16 protein-coding genes and 2 pseudogenes are annotated in these 16,287 nt (G+C 61.3%); 8 read left to right on the top strand and 10 right to left on the bottom strand.

The annotated features are described in order from the left end of the window. Positions 1-99 precede the first annotated feature (99 nt). A complete protein-coding gene (locus E5720_RS08430; RefSeq protein ID WP_247596229.1) occupies positions 100-282 on the top strand; it encodes an alcohol dehydrogenase catalytic domain-containing protein in 183 nt (60 codons plus the stop codon). A 77-nt stretch (positions 283-359) separates the two neighbouring features. Then, positions 360-902, top strand: a pseudogene (locus E5720_RS08435) (mannitol dehydrogenase family protein); the annotation flags it as partial. 159 nt (positions 903-1,061) lie between these two features. Here E5720_RS08435 and E5720_RS08440 read toward each other — a convergent pair. Next, positions 1,062-1,536, bottom strand: a pseudogene (locus E5720_RS08440) (FGGY family carbohydrate kinase); the annotation flags it as partial. Between E5720_RS08440 and E5720_RS08445 the strand changes: the two are divergent. From E5720_RS08445 to E5720_RS08455, 3 genes are all read left to right on the top strand, one after another. Beyond that, entirely contained in the window at positions 1,535-2,185 is a 651-nt protein-coding gene (locus E5720_RS08445) for a TetR family transcriptional regulator (protein ID WP_136170284.1), read from the top strand. The pseudogene E5720_RS08440 and the gene E5720_RS08445 overlap by 2 nt on opposite strands. Positions 2,186-2,363: 178 nt before the next feature. Continuing rightward, positions 2,364-3,530, top strand: a complete 1,167-nt coding sequence (locus tag E5720_RS08450; protein ID WP_210729978.1) for an acyl-CoA dehydrogenase — start codon at positions 2,364-2,366, stop codon at positions 3,528-3,530. A 5-nt stretch (positions 3,531-3,535) separates the two neighbouring features. After that, positions 3,536-4,381 (top strand): 3-hydroxybutyryl-CoA dehydrogenase, encoded by an 846-nt coding sequence (locus E5720_RS08455; protein ID WP_281727923.1) that lies wholly within the window; start codon positions 3,536-3,538, stop codon positions 4,379-4,381. An 81-nt stretch (positions 4,382-4,462) separates the two neighbouring features. On the opposite strand, the gene fabG is transcribed toward E5720_RS08455, so the two are convergent. Next, positions 4,463-5,221 (bottom strand): 3-oxoacyl-ACP reductase FabG, encoded by a 759-nt coding sequence (gene fabG / locus E5720_RS08460; RefSeq protein WP_210729979.1) that lies wholly within the window; start codon positions 5,219-5,221, stop codon positions 4,463-4,465. A 69-nt stretch (positions 5,222-5,290) separates the two neighbouring features. Next, positions 5,291-6,028 (bottom strand): 1-acyl-sn-glycerol-3-phosphate acyltransferase, encoded by a 738-nt coding sequence (locus tag E5720_RS08465; RefSeq protein ID WP_136170288.1) that lies wholly within the window; start codon positions 6,026-6,028, stop codon positions 5,291-5,293. Between the two features lie 155 nt (positions 6,029-6,183). On the opposite strand from E5720_RS08465, the gene E5720_RS08470 reads away from it, so the two are divergent. Then, positions 6,184-6,495, top strand: a complete 312-nt coding sequence (locus E5720_RS08470) for a hypothetical protein (RefSeq protein ID WP_136170289.1) — start codon at positions 6,184-6,186, stop codon at positions 6,493-6,495. A gap of 16 nt (positions 6,496-6,511) precedes the next feature. Here E5720_RS08470 and E5720_RS08475 read toward each other — a convergent pair whose 3' ends face one another. From E5720_RS08475 to E5720_RS21645, 6 genes are all read right to left on the bottom strand, one after another. After that, a complete protein-coding gene (locus tag E5720_RS08475; protein WP_136170290.1) occupies positions 6,512-7,213 on the bottom strand; it encodes a M50 family metallopeptidase in 702 nt (233 codons plus the stop codon). A gap of 55 nt (positions 7,214-7,268) precedes the next feature. Further along, a complete protein-coding gene (locus tag E5720_RS08480; protein WP_084347263.1) occupies positions 7,269-8,225 on the bottom strand; it encodes an acyl-ACP desaturase in 957 nt (318 codons plus the stop codon). 121 nt (positions 8,226-8,346) lie between these two features. Beyond that, positions 8,347-9,240: an alpha/beta hydrolase gene (locus E5720_RS08485; RefSeq protein WP_136170291.1), complete on the bottom strand. Its 894-nt coding sequence runs from the start codon at positions 9,238-9,240 to the stop codon at positions 8,347-8,349. A gap of 190 nt (positions 9,241-9,430) precedes the next feature. Next, positions 9,431-11,716, bottom strand: coding sequence for a DUF2254 family protein (locus E5720_RS08490; protein ID WP_136170292.1), 2,286 nt, complete (start codon positions 11,714-11,716; stop codon positions 9,431-9,433). A gap of 91 nt (positions 11,717-11,807) precedes the next feature. Beyond that, positions 11,808-12,254 (bottom strand): GtrA family protein, encoded by a 447-nt coding sequence (locus E5720_RS08495; RefSeq protein WP_247596230.1) that lies wholly within the window; start codon positions 12,252-12,254, stop codon positions 11,808-11,810. A gap of 110 nt (positions 12,255-12,364) precedes the next feature. Continuing rightward, positions 12,365-12,532: a hypothetical protein gene (locus E5720_RS21645; RefSeq protein WP_168708313.1), complete on the bottom strand. Its 168-nt coding sequence runs from the start codon at positions 12,530-12,532 to the stop codon at positions 12,365-12,367. Between the two features lie 101 nt (positions 12,533-12,633). Between E5720_RS21645 and E5720_RS08500 the strand changes: the two genes are divergently transcribed. Continuing rightward, a complete protein-coding gene (locus E5720_RS08500) occupies positions 12,634-13,461 on the top strand; it encodes a mycofactocin-coupled SDR family oxidoreductase (RefSeq protein ID WP_136170293.1) in 828 nt (275 codons plus the stop codon). A 396-nt stretch (positions 13,462-13,857) separates the two neighbouring features. On the opposite strand, the gene E5720_RS08505 is transcribed toward E5720_RS08500, so the two are convergent. Next, positions 13,858-15,267, bottom strand: a complete 1,410-nt coding sequence (locus E5720_RS08505) for a hypothetical protein (protein ID WP_136170294.1) — start codon at positions 15,265-15,267, stop codon at positions 13,858-13,860. Between the two features lie 227 nt (positions 15,268-15,494). Between E5720_RS08505 and E5720_RS08510 the strand changes: the two genes are divergently transcribed. Continuing rightward, positions 15,495-16,277: a pirin-like bicupin family protein gene (locus E5720_RS08510; RefSeq protein WP_136170295.1), complete on the top strand. Its 783-nt coding sequence runs from the start codon at positions 15,495-15,497 to the stop codon at positions 16,275-16,277. The last annotated feature ends 10 nt before the right edge of the window (positions 16,278-16,287 follow it).

Here is a 16,287-nt window from a genome sequence, read left to right on the forward strand (position 1 = left end):
CTTTGTGACACAGTCTAAGCAGGCCGGCGTCCTCAGCGGTCAACAGGCGATCCGCCTGGAGACCCGACCGGTGCCCTCTCCTGCTGCGGACGAGGTTCCGTGCAGGTCACCGCGGTCGGCGTCTGTGGATACGATGCTCACTACTACCACGAAGGCCACATCGGCGATCACGCCGTCAACAGCCCTTTGGTGCTAGGTCACAAAGCTGCCGGGGTCATCGTCGCCGTCGGATGCGCCGTCCGTCCGGCAGGTGCGTCCTCGCGCGAGGAGACCGACGTATGAAGCTCAATTCGCACACCCTCGCCGACTTCATCGAAGACATCGGGGTACCCACCTACGACAGATCCGAAATCACAGCCGGGATAGTGCACTTCGGTGTCGGCGGTTTTCACCGTGCACATCAAGCAATGTATGCGGACCGGCTCCTCCAACAGGGGGAAGCATCCGACGACGAGGCCACCCCTACACTTCAGACGGTTCCCGACATCGACCTGGGTGAGTACAAGAAGACCTTGATCGAACGCTTCTCCAACCCGGAGATCGGCGACACCGTCGCACGCCTGTGCGCCGAATCCTCGGACCGAATCCCCAAGTGGCTGTTGCCCGCCATCCACACCAGCCTCGACAACGGCGGACCGATCACGTTGGCTACCGCAGTGGTCGCGAGCTGGGCCCGGTACGTCGAGGGCGTCGACGAACAGGGTCAGCCGATCGAAATCGTCGACCAGTTGAAGGATTCGCTCGTACCGCTCGCGCGCAGACAGAAGGCCGATCCGACCGCATTCATCTCCAACCGAGCAGTGTTCGGCGATCTCATCGACAACGAGCGATTCGTAACCGAGTACACCAAGGTACTAGCTTCACCCCACAAGAGCGGGGCGCGGGCGACGTTGGAGGCACTTCCCCAGCGAGAGAACGCAACTGAGAGATCGCCACTAGCCTCGCATTTCGGCGTACCGCTCACGGACTGCCGGATCCGGATCTGCCTCGTAGGTACGCACGGGTACACCGAAGATCGCCGGGGCCAGCTCACGGAGAGCAGCAGATTTGGCTCCGCCGCCGAGCTTCCAGGTCAGCCAATCATGCGGAAGGCACACTGCCGCAGTACGATCGGCATTCCTGGGTTCGTCGTCGGCGAGCAGCGCAGCTTGGCGACGGTGATGGCGGCGAGCGGCACTATCCCGACTGCGTCGGCCCACGCGTCCGAGCCGTCCAGTTCGTTCACCAACTCGCGAGCCGAGGACGCTGACCTCGTGTCGTTCCACAGCAGTGCAGGACGCACGACACTGCCCGATTCGTCGAGGCAGACCATGCCGTGCTGCTGAACACCCACGGCAACCGCATCGACGTCGTCTATCCACCCGTGTCGGTGATCGCAGCGCCGAGGGCTCGTGACGATTCCGGTGGATCGACCTCCGTGCCGTCAGGATGATTTGCCCGGCCGCTCCGCACGAGCTACCCCGAATCGGTATCGCGACAAACTGCAACGCGATCGGTAGCAGCGGCGGAAGAATCTCGACTACGTTCTTGCACTATGCGCGACTCCGAGGATTCCGACGCCTTCCGCCTTTCCGTGGCGAAGGCGGCACTCGATCTGTTCGCGGTGCAGGGATACGAGGCCACCTCCGTCGACGACATCGCCGAGGCATCGGGCATTTCGCGTCGGACGTTCTTTCGTCAGTTCCGCGGCAAGGACGACGTCATCTTCGCCGACCACGAAATTTTGCTCGAGCAGACCGCAGCGTTTCTCGGCCAGCCACACCCGGACCCCTGGACTGCCGTGTGCGATGCAGCCCAGTTGGTATTCGAACGGTTTTCCGGGTGGAAAGAGCAGTCACGACTGCGCTACCAGGTGGTGCACGAAAACCCGGCGCTGCGCGATCGCGAGATCGTGACGGTCTTTCGCTACGACAGGCTGTTCGTCGACTACTTACGCACGGCGTTGCCCGAGCATTCGCACCTGGAGATTCTCCAGTTTTCGGCGTCGATCACGGCCACTCACAACTACATATTGAGACGAATGATTCGCGACGGCATTCCTACCAGCAGCAATGACCTGCAGGAAGCGCTTCGCAAGGTCAGAGCCGGATTCGACACGAGCGCGGAGCAGATCGTCGTTGCAGTCTTTCCGCGAGGCACCTCGCGTGCCGCGGTCGTCGAGGCGCTGGCGGAGCATACGAAGTGACTCCCCCTTGCGCTTGAATGTGCCGTTCAAGACATCTGATCGTATGAATGGACCATTGAAGCGGTCACGGGCGCGCACGCTTGGCACCGAGTGCCACCGAGGGGTTGATGCGTTAGCATCCGTGACGTAGACTGGACAAATCCGTGGCACTGAGTGCCGTAAGTCAAGCCCTAGGAGAGTGGCACCCATGGCCGGTAATCCTGATTTCGATCTGTTTCAACTTCCAGCGGAGCATGACGAACTGCGCGCGGCAATTCGCGCCCTTTCGGAGAAGGAGATCGCTCCGTACGCCAAAGCGGTGGACGAGGACGCGCGCTTCCCGGACGAGGCGCTGACTGCGCTCATCAACTCCGGCTTCAATGCAATCCACGTACCCGAGGCGTACGACGGCCAGGGTGCCGACTCCATCGCGACCTGCATCGTCATCGAGGAAGTTGCCCGCGTCTGCGGTTCTTCCTCGCTGATCCCCGCGGTCAACAAGCTCGGCACCATGGGCCTGATTCTCAAGGGCTCCGAGGAGCTCAAGAAGCAGGTCCTCCCCTCGCTCGCAGGTGGCGCAATGGCGTCGTATGCACTGTCCGAGCGTGAGGCCGGTTCGGATGCAGCCAGCATGAAGACCCGGGCAAAGGCCGACGGTGACGGCTGGATCCTCAACGGCTCCAAGTGTTGGATCACCAACGGTGGCAAGTCCGATTGGTACACCGTCATGGCCGTCACGGACCCGGACAAGGGTGCGAACGGTATCTCCTCGTTCATCGTGCACAAGGACGACGAGGGATTCGTCGTGGGACCGAAGGAAAAGAAGCTCGGCATCAAGGGATCGCCGACGGCTGAGCTGTACTTCGAGAACTGCAAGATCCCCGGCGATCGCATCATCGGTGATCCAGGTACCGGCTTCAAGACAGCGCTCGAAACCCTCGACCACACCCGCCCCACCATCGGTGCGCAGGCAGTCGGTCTGGCGCAGGGCGCACTCGACGCCGCTATCGCCTACACCAAGGATCGTAAGCAGTTCGGTCAGTCGATCAGCAGCTTCCAGGCCGTGCAGTTCATGCTCGCCGATATGGCGATGAAGGTCGAAGCGGCTCGCCTGATGGTCTACTCGTCCGCAGCTCGCGCCGAGCGCGGTGAAAAGAATCTCGGCTTCATCTCCGCTGCGGCGAAGTGCTTCGCCTCCGATGTTGCCATGGAGGTGACCACCGACGCTGTGCAGCTCTTCGGCGGCGCCGGATACACCACCGACTTCCCAGTCGAGCGGATGATGCGTGACGCCAAGATTACGCAGATCTACGAGGGCACCAATCAGATTCAGCGCGTCGTGATGTCCCGGGCGCTGCTCAAATGAGCAACATCGAATTGGTAGGCGTCATCGGCGGCGGCACGATGGGCGCAGGCATCGCCGAAGTGTGTGCTCGCGCAGGCAGTTCCGTTGTCGTGCTGGAAACGAGCCAGGCCGCGGCAGATGCGGCGGAAGCTCGCCTCGACAAGTCGTTCGCCCGCGCCGTGAAATCCGGCCGTATCGAAGCTGACGCAGCGGAGAAGGCCCGCGCTGCAATCACATTGACACTCGACATCAACGACTTCGCCGATCGCGATCTCGTGGTCGAGGCAGCGCCGGAGATCGAGTCGCTGAAGCTGGATTTGTTCGGAAAACTGGATTCGATCGTGAAGCCGAGCGGAATATTGGCGACGAACACTTCGTCGATACCCGTTATCAAGATGGCCAATGCGACACAGCGACCGGACAAGGTCGTCGGAGTTCACTTCTTCAACCCGGTGCCGGTGCTACCACTGGTAGAGATCGTCGTCAGCCTCGTCACCAGCGAGGAGACGGTCGCAACCGTCACCGACTTCGCCTCGAACACGCTCGGCAAGAAGACGATTCGCTCCGGTGACCGTGCCGGGTTCATCGTCAACGCGCTGCTGATCCCGTATCTGGTGTCCGCGATTCGGATGCTCGAATCCGGTTTCGCGAGCGCCGAGGACATCGACGAAGGCATGGTCAACGGGTGCGCGCACCCCATGGGTCCGTTGCGTCTGGCAGACACCGTCGGCCTCGACGTCACGCTCGCCGTCGCGGAGTCGCTGTACGCGGAGTTCCGTGAGCCGCACTATGCGCCTCCACCACTGTTGCAGCGCATGGTGGATGCCAAAATGCTCGGACGCAAGAGCGGTATGGGTTTTTACACTTACTGAACCAGTCTCGACTCCGAATGGGCCATCGCAGCACGCTGCGGTGGCCCATTCGCGCGGACCGGGGTAGATCCCCGACCGACCTCAGTCTTTCGGACCGCCTGCGGCATAGACGACCTGACCGGAGATGAAGCCCGCACCTTCACTGACGAAGAAAGATGCGAGGTGGGCAATATCTTCCGGATTTCCGACACGATTGACCGGAATCTCTGATGCTGCAGCCGCTTTGAAGTCTTCGAAAGGTACACCGACGCGTGCTGCCGTCGCGGCGGTCATTTCGGTTTCGATGAACCCGGGGGCGATGGCGTTGGCGGTGACGCCGAATTTGCCGAGCTCGATGGCGAGTGTCTTCGTGAAACCCTGCATGCCTGCCTTGGCCGCCGAGTAGTTGGCCTGGCCGCGGTTACCGAGCGCCGAGGTGCTCGACAGGTTGACGATGCGACCCCACTTGGCGTCGATCATGTGCTTCTGGATCGCGCGGGTCATCAGGAAGGATCCACGGAGGTGCACCCGTAGTACGGAGTCCCAATCTTCGACGGTCATCTTGAACAGAAGATTGTCGCGGGTGATCCCGGCATTGTTGATGAGCACGGTCGGGGCGCCGAATTCGTTGGCGATCCGGTCGACGGCCGTCTTCACCGACTCTTCCTCTGCCACGTTGGCGCCGATTGCGACGGCCTGACCACCGGCGGCTTGGATGGCACCTACGGTGTCGGCACAGGCAGCCTCGTCGAGGTCGACGACTGCGACTCCGAATCCGTCCTTGGCCAGGCGCTTGGCGACTGCGGCGCCGATTCCGCGGGCACTTCCCGTTACGACGGCTGTCTTGATCTGATCGGTCACGTGCATCTCCTATGGTCGAGGATCTCGGTACTTTCTATCGACAGGGTTTTATCGACATCGAGCTGCTGCTCAGTACGCTGCGACCGCTCCGTCGACAGCTCTCTGCAATCTGGCAGCGACGACGCGCGCGATCTCGATCGGCTTGGCCGGCAGTTCGGTGATCGGCTCGTCGATGTAGACGCTCGCAGATTTGAGCTTCGACGAGCCGGGTCCGTAACTGAGGCCGATGCAGATCAGAACCGGTTCGACGTCGAGCTTGCGGGCCCGTGCCACGATGTGGCCGATTCCGCTGCCGACGTGTTGAACCTTGGTGGCGTCTTCGAGGTTGCAGGTGCCTTCGGGGAACACTGCAAGGTCGTCGCCGCGTCGCATTCGCTCGGCGCTGATGTCCATCATCCTGCTGCCTGCTGCGCTGACCGCTCGAAGTCCGTGGTTCTTTCCACGGAACACCGGGATGCCGCCCATCATGTCGATTCGCTTGCGCTGCTTCGATTCTTGAAAGAGCTCGTCCTTCGCGAGAACCCGAGTGCGCCCGATCCCGGGTCGCAGCGGACTGGCCCACGCGGCGGCGGCGAGGGTGTACGGATCACTCTCGGTCAGATGATTGACGGCAATGATGAACCGTGTGTCGTCGTAGACGAGCCTACGAATTTCTTCACGCGCACCGGCGGGGTAACTGACCCGCGGCTTGAACCGTCGAGCCAGCGTGGCGTACGCGATTCTGGCCACCTGCCGGTTCTGCTGATGATCGAGGTAGAAGTCGTAGACAGCGTCGTCGTTAGCGAGAATTACTGCGGGTCGATCCATTGATTCAGCTTACCTAGCGAAATAGCGGAAGCTCTGAAAATTTCATCGCGAAACTCCGGTTGTGTGGGAGGGTGTGAACGTCGCTCGAGCGGGTATGCCCAGCAGAAGTCCTACGCTTTTCGGAGCCGTCACGGACTGCTGAAAGGACGGAAGTCATGGCAGAAGACAAGAAGGATCGCGGACCGCGCTGGATCAAGACTGCTGAGAACCGAGTCGGTGTCATCATGATGATGGCCGGGGTCGTTGCTGCAGGTTTGCTCCTCACCGCGTTGGGCGGCGGTTTCAGCGGGTGGGCGTGGATCGCCGGAGCTGCGACGATCGTGCTGATCGGCGGAGGCTTTCTTTCCCTGCGCGCGGGCGCGCTGCGAAAGGGAGAAACTGGTCCCATTCTGTATCATCCCGACTCACCGGATGTCGTCCTGGACGTCGACCGTAAAACAGGGAATCGCTCACCTCATCACGATTGAATGCGAGGCCTGTGACCTAAACGGGGCGCAGGATCCACCACCCGCCGACTATGAGGCATCCGACCGTCACGACGAGAAACAGTCCGACCCAGAGTATTCCGGGCAAAAAAGTCAATCGGGCCAGTTGATCGGCGTCGGAGTCCCGCGCTCGTCCCCGGCTACGTGAGCGTTGTAGTTCCAGTACCGGTCGAGGGCCTGCGACGAGCAGGAACAGCGTGATGAAGTACGCCGCGGCCACTTGTTGTTCGCCGGTCCCCCACCACGACACCGTGAACAACAGTGCCCCGAACACCACGAGCGAGATGAACCCGAACACGTTGCGAATCATGATGAGCATCAGTGCAATTGCGATGACACCGATCCACAACACTGCGATCGCATGCTGTGTACCCAGAACCCAGGCTGCACCGAGCCCGATCAGCGAAGGCCCGACATAACCAGCGAACGTCATCGCTATCACCCCGAGGCCGGTCGGTTTGCCCGAAGAAATGGCTACGCCCGAGGTATCGGAATGCAATCGCACACCCATCAACCTGCGGCCCGTCAAGAAGGCCACGAGTAGGTGAGCGAATTCGTGGAAAATCGTCACCACGTTCCGGGCAATGCTCCATGTCTGCGGAACAAGGACGATGAGCACGGCCACGAGCGCAGCGATCTGCACGATCCAGGCCGGCGGACTTGGACTGACCGCGCTGATGCGGTCCCAGAATTCGGTCACCGTTCATTATGGCGGCTGCAGCGCCGCCCCCGCCGCCAGTCCTCGATGGGTTGACCTAGGACGCCTTCCGCTCTGCTTTGGCGGCCTCGCGTGCGAGGGAACGATCACGCATTTCCTCGAACTTGGTGGCCTGACGCTCGAGGTCTTCGAGGAATACGGCCAGTTCTTCACGCTTGGATTCCCCGACGCCGGTGAAGTCCTCACGTTCGAAGATCTGCCACTTCCGCAGCACCGGCCACACCACGTCCTCGAGGTGCTGACGCAGATCGTAGATCCCGTGCTTGGCCATCAACACACCGTTTCGGCGGAAGTTCGGCATCCCGGCACCGGGCATCTGGAAGTTCATCACGATATGCGAGATCGCTTCCAACGTCTGATCCGGCGCGATGTCGAGGGCAGCAGCGGTGACGTTGCGGTAGAACATCATGTGCAGGTTCTCATCCGCCGCGATGCGCTGAAGCATCCGGTCGGCGATCGGGTCGTCGCACACCTTGCCGGTGTTGCGATGCGAGACGCGCGTGGCCAGTTCCTGGAAGGTGACGTACGAGACCGAATGCAACAGTCCGGTCTGCGCGCCTGCCGGTGAAGCGAAACCGTTGGTCATGTGAATCATCCGGGCCTGCTCGAGCGCGACCGGATCGACACCGCGGGTGACCACCAGGTAATCGCGCATGACGATGCCGTGCCGGTTTTCCTCGGCGGTCCACCGTCCCACCCAGGTGCCCCAGGCGCCGTCCTGCGAAAAGTTTTCGGCGATCTCGCGGTGGTACGAGGGCAGATTGTCCTCGGTGAGCAGGTTGGTGATCATCGCTGCTCGCGCTACTTCGGAGAGTGTGCTCTGCTCCGGTTCGTAGTCCACCCCACCGAGTGCGGCGAAGTTGCGGCCTTCGTCCCACGGCACGTAATCGTGCGGGTGCCACTCCTTCGCCATCGACATGTGGCGGTTCACGTTGTCTTCCGCAACAGGAACCAGCTCGTGTAGCAGCTCCAGCTGTGTCAGATCCCTCGCCATAAACATGCCTCCTCTAGTGAAAAATACCTACGTGATGGTAGGTCGGTTTCTCTATCGGCGAGGACGTCCACGCGAGACTCTGTTAGATGTTGCAAACCCAGCTCACCACACTTGGGCGCCCTCACATGTGCTGGGCGCCGGCCACCTGTGCCCTGGAGTGGTCCCAATCTGCAAGCAAGGTGAGCAGGCCCGACACCAACGGTAACGGCTGATCCAGCATGACGTGATGTCCGGCCAGCGGGATCTCGATCACCGGCGCCGATCTGCCGAACATTTCATACATGTCCGACGCTACGTCCTGGGTGACCATGCCGCGTTCGGCGCGGAACAGCGCAGCCCGGCAACGAACCGATCGAAGCAGCTCCGGTGACGGGCGGGCGCTGCCGAACATGCTCGGATCGAACTTCCACGACCATCCGCCGTCGACCTCTCGCACCGAGCCGCGGGCAACGTGGTCCATCACGTACGGCAACGAGTCTGCTTGGTCGGGAACAGTGCGGAACCGCACCAACGCTTCGTCCAAAGCGGCGTAGACCTTCAGCGGTCCGAACGCTCGCTTGTCTCGCGCTGCGGTCTGCTCGGGTGAGGGAGATCTGAGCGGGGTGTCGATCACCGCGACGCCCGCAATTCTGGCGTCGCCCTTCGCGGCGTCCATGCAGACCCAACCGCCCATACTGTGTCCGATCAACACTGGTGGGTGGATGAAGTTCGACGCTTCTGCCACCGCAAGAACTTCGGCAGACCAGTATTCGACTTTGTAGTCTTCCCGCCATGCCGAGTCTCCGTGGCCGGAAAGATCGAGCGCAACGACGCGATGGCCGCGGGCAAGAAATGGTGCGATGTGATCCCACCATCCCGAGTGCGCAGCACCGCCGTGGACGAGAACGACGCCGGGAAGATCTTCCTCACCCCACGAGCGGACGTGAATCGAGGCGCCGAGCACCTCGATGTCACTTTCGACCGGCTTGATCGCAACTGCGTCCGAGAACCACTGCGGCGCATCGACATTCGTCATCGTGCACGTCCGGCTTCCGGTAGGAACATCGACGGTTCCGGGGCGCGTAGATGGAAGCTGCTAGTCATTCGAGGGACTCTCCTTTTGCTGGACACACTTTCGGACTGCCGATTTGGCGCGATCCCGTCGGACGAGACCCTCGGTCTTGCACGAAACAGCGCCGTCATCACGGATGCAAGCTTTGCATAACTTAGTTTTCGGGCTTTTCTCCCGTTGCGGATTTGTTCGTTTCGACGGTAGGTACACCCAGAACCAGCGGATGTGTCCGTCCTGCCGAACCATTTTCCGAACCGAGCCCCTGAGGATCGGCGACGGATGCCAGCGCGATATCGAGTTCACCGGTCCATTCGCGCGCGATCTGAGCGTCCAGGGCGTGCACACGTGCCACCAGGGGGGCATGTTGCTCGACTGGGCAGTAACCGAGCAGGGTGTCCAACAGCGAGCGGAGTCGACGCTGCACTTGAGTGGAGTTTGCGCTGAAGTGCCGGATCTCGTCGGTCGAGATAGCCACGTAATCGGCCCAGGTTCGGGTTGTTCCACGTATCCGTGTCGACACCGAGTCCGAAGCTTCCAGGCGAACTCTCGGCGCCAACGTCAACAGTAGGTCTTCGAGATGGTCGATGGCCTGCACGGCCCTGCCGGGGTCGTTGATCGCGGGCGAGAGCGCTTTGAGTGCGATGTCGACGATTGCCTGCAACCCAGCAGCCGGACTGACCGTCGGACTATGCGTGTCACCGAATATCAGGCACGCCATCAACTGATGTGGGCGCACCCGCAACTGCGGCCCGTTCACCTCGAACAGCGCAGCGTCCTGCGCGACGAACTCGCCGACATAGGGCAGCACCTCGATAGTGACTCCCCATACCGCGGCAAGTCGCTCGATACCGGCGAGATTGACTGCCAACAGAATTCGGCCGTCGGGAGAGAGTTGACGGAGTCGTACCGTGGTCGAGCTACCCAGCGGCTCGAACTTGTGCGGATCTCTCGACGCTATGAGGGGCGGGGTCGTCGGAACCGAAGCAGCGGAGACGACTTCCCTCCGCCCTTGTTCCATCTCTTCCGTGAATCCCGGATAGGTTCGCACGATGGACGAGCGACTCTGTGCCGCGATCCAGCGCAGCAACCGCGAGGAATTGAGCACCATCCCCACGCGCGCTACCAGCGCGATGAAGAGAAATGCACTCACGAATGCCAACAGGATTGCAATGGACGTCGACAGCACGGGTGCTGTGGACTCGCCGGACAACGCCAGATCCGAGGCGATGATGACAGCGACGACGAACGTGGACAGGAACATCCCGATCGACCATCGCATGATGGCTTCCTGTTGCAGCATCGGCACCACACGTACCGAAATCTGCGAGGCACCGAACTGCATGGCCAGGGTGATGGCGGTGAACACCAGGCCGGTGAGCGTGATCATGCCGCCGGCGATGACGGCGAGCAACGTGGCAGTGGCTCCGATATCGAATGTCGATTCGATGCCGTCCGCAGAATCGGTGTTGCCGAATTCGCTGTCCAGGTCGACGAGGAGCGCCGCCAACACGATCGACGACGACACCAGGATCATCGGTAGCCGCCAAGTCGGTGTCCTCCGCAAGCGTCGCCGAGTGTGGCTCCACCGTATTGCCGTCAGGAGTCGATTGGGAACCTTGGCCACCGGCACTGGCTGATCGGACACAGTAACCGCGGCAGTCGGTGTGGCCGTCTCGATCGGTACACCGAAACGACCCGACAGTGCTTCCTGAACAATGATTTTCGCCCGGATGACCGGTTCACGGAACCGCTTTTCGCGGGTGAAGGCTTTCGCTCGTTTACCTGGCTTGTCGGCGTATCGCCACCGATCCCACGGCGACAACGGTCGACCGAGCCGGATGGCACCGACGATGAGGAGCGGGGTGAAGAACAGGCCGACCAATCCCGTCCACAGCTTGCCCTTGAGCAGGGTGATCGCCGCGAGCCCAAGCTGAAGTGCCAACCCGAAGAGGACCAGCGCAAGCGTGATCAGCGATCGATCCTGCTGATAGACGTCGAAGTCTCCGGTGAATCCGATGGGGTGAACGCCGAGAAGATAGAGGCCGGAGATCGCGACGGCCACGAAGACCGCGTCGATCGAGGACCGACCTTCCTCCGCCCAGTAGACGTCGCGAAGATGCAGTATCAGAGCGAACTCGTCGAGCATCAATGCACTCCCGATGCCGAAAACGCTCGCGAGAATGCAGTTGGCAACGGGGGTCTCGTAGTTCGCGATGGCCACCAGCGCGAACCCGGAGACGAGGACCATGACCAGTCCGAACATCACATGGTGAATGTGCATGCCACCTGGTGTGACGTTGCCGGGCCACCAGGACACCTCGGCCCTGATCATCCGAACACTGAACCGGATGAAGAGAAATGCCAGTAGGAACGACACGAGTAGAAAGAACAGCGGGAGCCGTCCGTTGTTCACGACCGTCTCGGTGAACCATGTTCCCATCGCGACCTCCTCGCTCGATCGAGCGAGGTCAGCCTATCTCTGCGCGGGCCCTCTGTATGTTGTATCGACGCTGGGTGCACTCACCAGTAGGTCAGAAAACCCACCCGCGAAGCGCGACGAAACGAAGCGCCCCGGTAGCGGCACTCACAGCGATGACCGCGACGACCTGCACGATCCACGACGAGCCGGGAAAAACAATGTGGACTACGGCCAGGGCTGCGGTGCCGAGAGCCAGACCGGCGAGAGCAAGTCCACCGGCCTCCCACTGGGTCTGCAACCAGCCGACCCGCTGCGTCGCGTGAAAGGTATGTCGTCGATGGAGTTCGTTGGCCAGAACTGTGCTTGCCGCGATTCCGGCAATATTTGCGACGAAGGTACCCAGAAAGGCCAATCCGAGGAACAGTCCGATGTAGACGATGTTGCTGGACACACCCACGAAGACGAATCTGACGAATTGTGCCGGGGCCGACTCACCCATGAAACGTGCCCTGATCTCTGTGGCACATGTTCTCGGCTGCGTGTCCAGCGTGCTGCTCACGTCATCGTCTCCAGTTTCGGCGTTCTGGACCCAATACGGTCCTGCCCGCTGCAACAACGGTCACCCAACATTCGAGGCCTAACTATGACCCAAGTCACCGCACTGCCCGACTAGGACGAAGTATCGCTCTTTTTCTTGTTGCGCGAGCGACGATCGAGATCGAAGTTCATCAGGTCCGGCTTGATCGATGCCACGAACAACATGACACAACCGAAAACCACGAGAACGATCGTCAGAACGATGACGACGATCCCTATGAACGCACCGATGCTTTCCATAACTGCCCTACCTCCCGTGTTGCCCCTTACCGTACTGGGCGTACTCGGCGTCGGTCGAATCCACCCCGTACCGAGTACTGGAAGTTGTACTGTCCGAAGCCATGATCACATCGACCGAACATCAACCAAGACGCTTCGAGGGAAAGGTTGCCTTCATTACCGGTGCCGCCCGCGGCCAGGGAAGGGCCGAAGCAATAAGGCTCGCATCGGAGGGTGCCGACATCATTGCGGTGGACATCTGTGGCGAGTTCGAGTCGACATTCTACGACGGGTCCACAGCGGAGAACCTGCAGGAAACGGTGGCTGCAGTCGAAGCACTCGATCGCCGGATCGTCGCCACCCAAGCCGACACCCGAGACTTCGCAGCTTTGTCGGCTGCGTTGAACGACGGGGTCGAGCAGCTCGGCAGGCTCGACGTCGTCATCGCCAACGCCGGAATCTGTGCGGCGGGGATGTCGTGGGAAATTACCCCAGAGCAATGGAAAGAGACTATCGACGTCAATCTCACCGGCACCTTCTTCACAGCGAAGGCTGCGATTCCGATCTTGCTCGATCAGGGGACGGGCGGATCGATCGTCATGACCAGCTCGGTCGCAGGATTGAAGGGCCTGCCCTTTCTCGCGCACTACACAGCGAGCAAGCACGGCATCGTCGGCCTGTGTCGGACGATGGCCAACGAGCTCGGACAGTTCGGTATCCGTGTCAACACTATTCATCCGCACGGCGTCGCGACCGGCATGCAACCCGGCGACATGATGGCGCTGATCGAGAAGTACCCCTCACTCGGACCGATTTTCATGGGTTCGTTGCCCGACCCGATCAGCGAACCGGAGGACATCGCGGCCGCCGTTGCGTGGCTCGCCTCGGACGAAGCGCGGCACGTCACCGGCATTCAGTTGCCGTTGGATCTCGGAGTGCTTACTCGCTGAGGCGGGCTGACGTACCTCGAAATCCATTCCCATGTATGTGATGGGAGGGGCCTCTTTCCCCCCGCGTTAGTGCGGGGGGAAAGATGAACCGTGCTCCCGTTCGACCTGAATGTCCGGATCCGGCACTGTCGACGACTGTCGCCATGTGGTCGACGCGAACAAGGACAGAATAGGGTCGACACGATGGCGCAGAGCTTCGGGAGATACAGCCACCATTACGAACGGGAGCGCCCGAGGGACGCTCGGTGCATAGTGTGCGGGGCGGGCGAAGATTCACACGACAAGCGAATCGAAACGACGGACCGAGTAGTCGAGGCCGAGGTCGCCAAAGTTGCAGACCACACGATCGAAGCCGACTTGTCGGACTCGATTCGATAGCGGTGGAGACGAAAGCGGCTAGGACCCGGCCCGAGCCGGTGCGTAGCGCCTGATCGCACGCATCGGCAGTTCCAGCCAGGCGGGCCGATTACGTGCTTCGTACACTGCCTCGTAGACAGCCTTGTCCAGCTCGTAAGCGCTGAGCAACGCTGATTCCTCGCGTGGGTCCGACCCGGTGACCGATGCATAACCGTCGCAGAACGATGCCGAGTTTCTTCTCGCCCACTCCGAGGCCCTGGCGTAGGTCGCCTCGGTCACGTCCGGATCGTCCAGCAGCAGATGATGAGCCGCATAGTCGAACGATCTCAACATTCCGGCGACATCGCGAAGCGCACTGTCTCGCTGTCTACGCTCCTCCAGTGGCTTTGCAGGCTCACCCTCGAAGTCGATGAGTAACCAACCGGCCGCGGTGCGTAGGACTTGGCCGAGATGCAGGTCGCCGTGGATACGCTGCACGGTTACCGTGCCCGCTGCCTCGGCGCCTTCGATGAGCCCACGAGCAGCTGGAAGATGATCGGCCAGCTCCGGAATCACTTCCGCTGCAGCTTCGACCCGAGCGAGGATCTCCTCGACGGCCGTCGAGGAGCCCGCGCGCTCGGCCGTGCCCAACTCCCTCGCCAGATCCGCGTGCACGTGGGCGACTGCAGCACCCAGGTCGTATGCCTCACCGGCGAAATCGGAATCCAGCTCTGCTACCTTCCGGTCGCTGGCCAGCAGGTCACGGACACTGGCCAGGGCGGTGGTCCACCCCTCTGCAGCGTCGGCCACGAAGTCCTGCGCCATGCCGAGCATCGAAAGTTCACCATCGGCCTCGGTCTCGATCCAGGCCCGCAGCGGAGCGACGAATCGGCATCCGGTGGCCGCCAACGCGCGATGAAGTTCGATGTCCGGATTGATGCCCGGGGAGACCTGCCGAAACAGCTTGAGCAGCAGCACTTCACCTAGCACCACTGAAGTATTCGACTGTTCCGCGCCCAACACCCGACCGAGCATCCCGGTCTCGACCGAGTCACCCGGCACGTTTCGGAACTCCAGGGAGCCGATCGGCTGGGCCGCCGACAAGGCGTCGGAATACAGCGCAATGATTTCCGGATCACGCAAACCGTCGTACACGAATTCACCCTCGCGCACCGGCAACTGCCAGGGAGCCAGATCCTTCAGTACCGCGCTCTCGACCACAGTGCGGCGAAAGCCGAGCGGTACCTGGTAGCGCTGGACGCGGCCCCCTTCGGTCACGGGTGCATCCAGTCCGACGTCGACCAGGATGTGCTCTGCCTCCACCCCTGGACGCGAGCCCAGAGAGACCCGCGAGATGACGATGAGGGAGACGATCCGAGAACCCTTCGCGGCGTACCAGCGTTGCTTCGGAAGCCATGCCCGAAGTGCAGCTTCCAACTCTTCCGTGCTGATGTGCGTCGAATCGGTCATAGATGAGTTCACTGGCCTCCGCATTCGCTCGGTCTACTTTCTCACTCTAACGATGGATCCGCCGGTATGCGCGAGCTGAGCCGAGCGCAGTGTGGTCGAATCTTTCGAATAGGGCTACCCGATCCCCCTGATCTCACACACCTGATGCACTGGATCGTTTTTCTTTCGTCGCGCGAAAGTTATCCGAGCCTGGCGACTGTCGATCGTTCGACTCGTAGAGTGGGTCCATGTCCGCTCCACATCCTGCAAGCTTCGCCCCCATTCCCCACATCGACGTCCATCGCGCCGGTGATCGCACGAAAACCCGTGTGGCGTGGCTGAATTCGAAGCATTCCTTCTCCTTCGGGCAGCATTACGACCCGGACAATACCCATCACGGACTACTGCTCGTCAACAACGACGACACCGTCTCTGCCGGAGAAGGATTCGAAACCCACCCACATCGCGACATGGAAATCGTGACGTGGGTGGTGCAGGGCTCGCTCGTACATCAGGATTCGATAGGCCACTCCGGAGTCATCTATCCCGGCCTCGCACAACGCATGAGCGCAGGCAAAGGGATCATGCATTCGGAAAAGAACGACTCCTGGCGGCTGACCGGCGAACAGCACCACGAGCCCGTTCGATTCGTTCAGATGTGGATTATGCCGGATACCCCCGGCATCACACCCGGATACGAACAACTCGAGATCGACGGCGAATTACTGCGCGGCGGACTGATTCCCGTGGCATCCGGCATGAAGAAGCATCACGGGCAGTCCGCGATCGGCATATCCCAGAAGTCGGCTGCCATGCATGCAGCACGGTTACAGCCCGGGCGACCGATCACGATCCCCGAAGCGCCGTTTCTTCATGTTTTCGTCGTCGCCGGGACAGTCCAGATGGAAGGCGTCGGTGAATTGTACGAGGGGGACGCCGTACGCCTGAGTTCCTCTGGTGGCCAACGGATCGAAGCAACCGCACCTGCCGAGATACTGGTGTGGGAGATGCACAAACGCCTGGGTGGATGAGCAACGCAGT

Origin of the sequence: Rhodococcus sp. PAMC28707, from assembly GCF_004795915.1 — a bacterium.
In the GTDB taxonomy this organism is placed as follows: Bacteria; Actinomycetota; Actinomycetes; order Mycobacteriales; family Mycobacteriaceae; genus Rhodococcoides.

What these genes read in the sequence shown, in the direction of transcription:
- E5720_RS08500 (WP_136170293.1), top strand. Translation starts at nt 12,634, where the DNA reads ATGATCACATCGACCGAACATCAACCAAGACGCTTCGAGGGAAAGGTT.
- E5720_RS08485 (WP_136170291.1), bottom strand. Translation starts at nt 9,240, where the DNA reads ATGACGAATGTCGATGCGCCGCAGTGGTTCTCGGACGCAGTTGCGATC.
- E5720_RS08470 (WP_136170289.1), top strand. Translation starts at nt 6,184, where the DNA reads ATGGCAGAAGACAAGAAGGATCGCGGACCGCGCTGGATCAAGACTGCT.
- E5720_RS08490 (WP_136170292.1), bottom strand. Translation starts at nt 11,716, where the DNA reads ATGGGAACATGGTTCACCGAGACGGTCGTGAACAACGGACGGCTCCCG.
- E5720_RS08465 (WP_136170288.1), bottom strand. Translation starts at nt 6,028, where the DNA reads ATGGATCGACCCGCAGTAATTCTCGCTAACGACGACGCTGTCTACGAC.
- E5720_RS08480 (WP_084347263.1), bottom strand. Translation starts at nt 8,225, where the DNA reads ATGGCGAGGGATCTGACACAGCTGGAGCTGCTACACGAGCTGGTTCCT.
- E5720_RS08510 (WP_136170295.1), top strand. Translation starts at nt 15,495, where the DNA reads ATGTCCGCTCCACATCCTGCAAGCTTCGCCCCCATTCCCCACATCGAC.
- E5720_RS21645 (WP_168708313.1), bottom strand. Translation starts at nt 12,532, where the DNA reads ATGGAAAGCATCGGTGCGTTCATAGGGATCGTCGTCATCGTTCTGACG.
- E5720_RS08505 (WP_136170294.1), bottom strand. Translation starts at nt 15,267, where the DNA reads ATGACCGATTCGACGCACATCAGCACGGAAGAGTTGGAAGCTGCACTT.
- E5720_RS08445 (WP_136170284.1), top strand. Translation starts at nt 1,535, where the DNA reads ATGCGCGACTCCGAGGATTCCGACGCCTTCCGCCTTTCCGTGGCGAAG.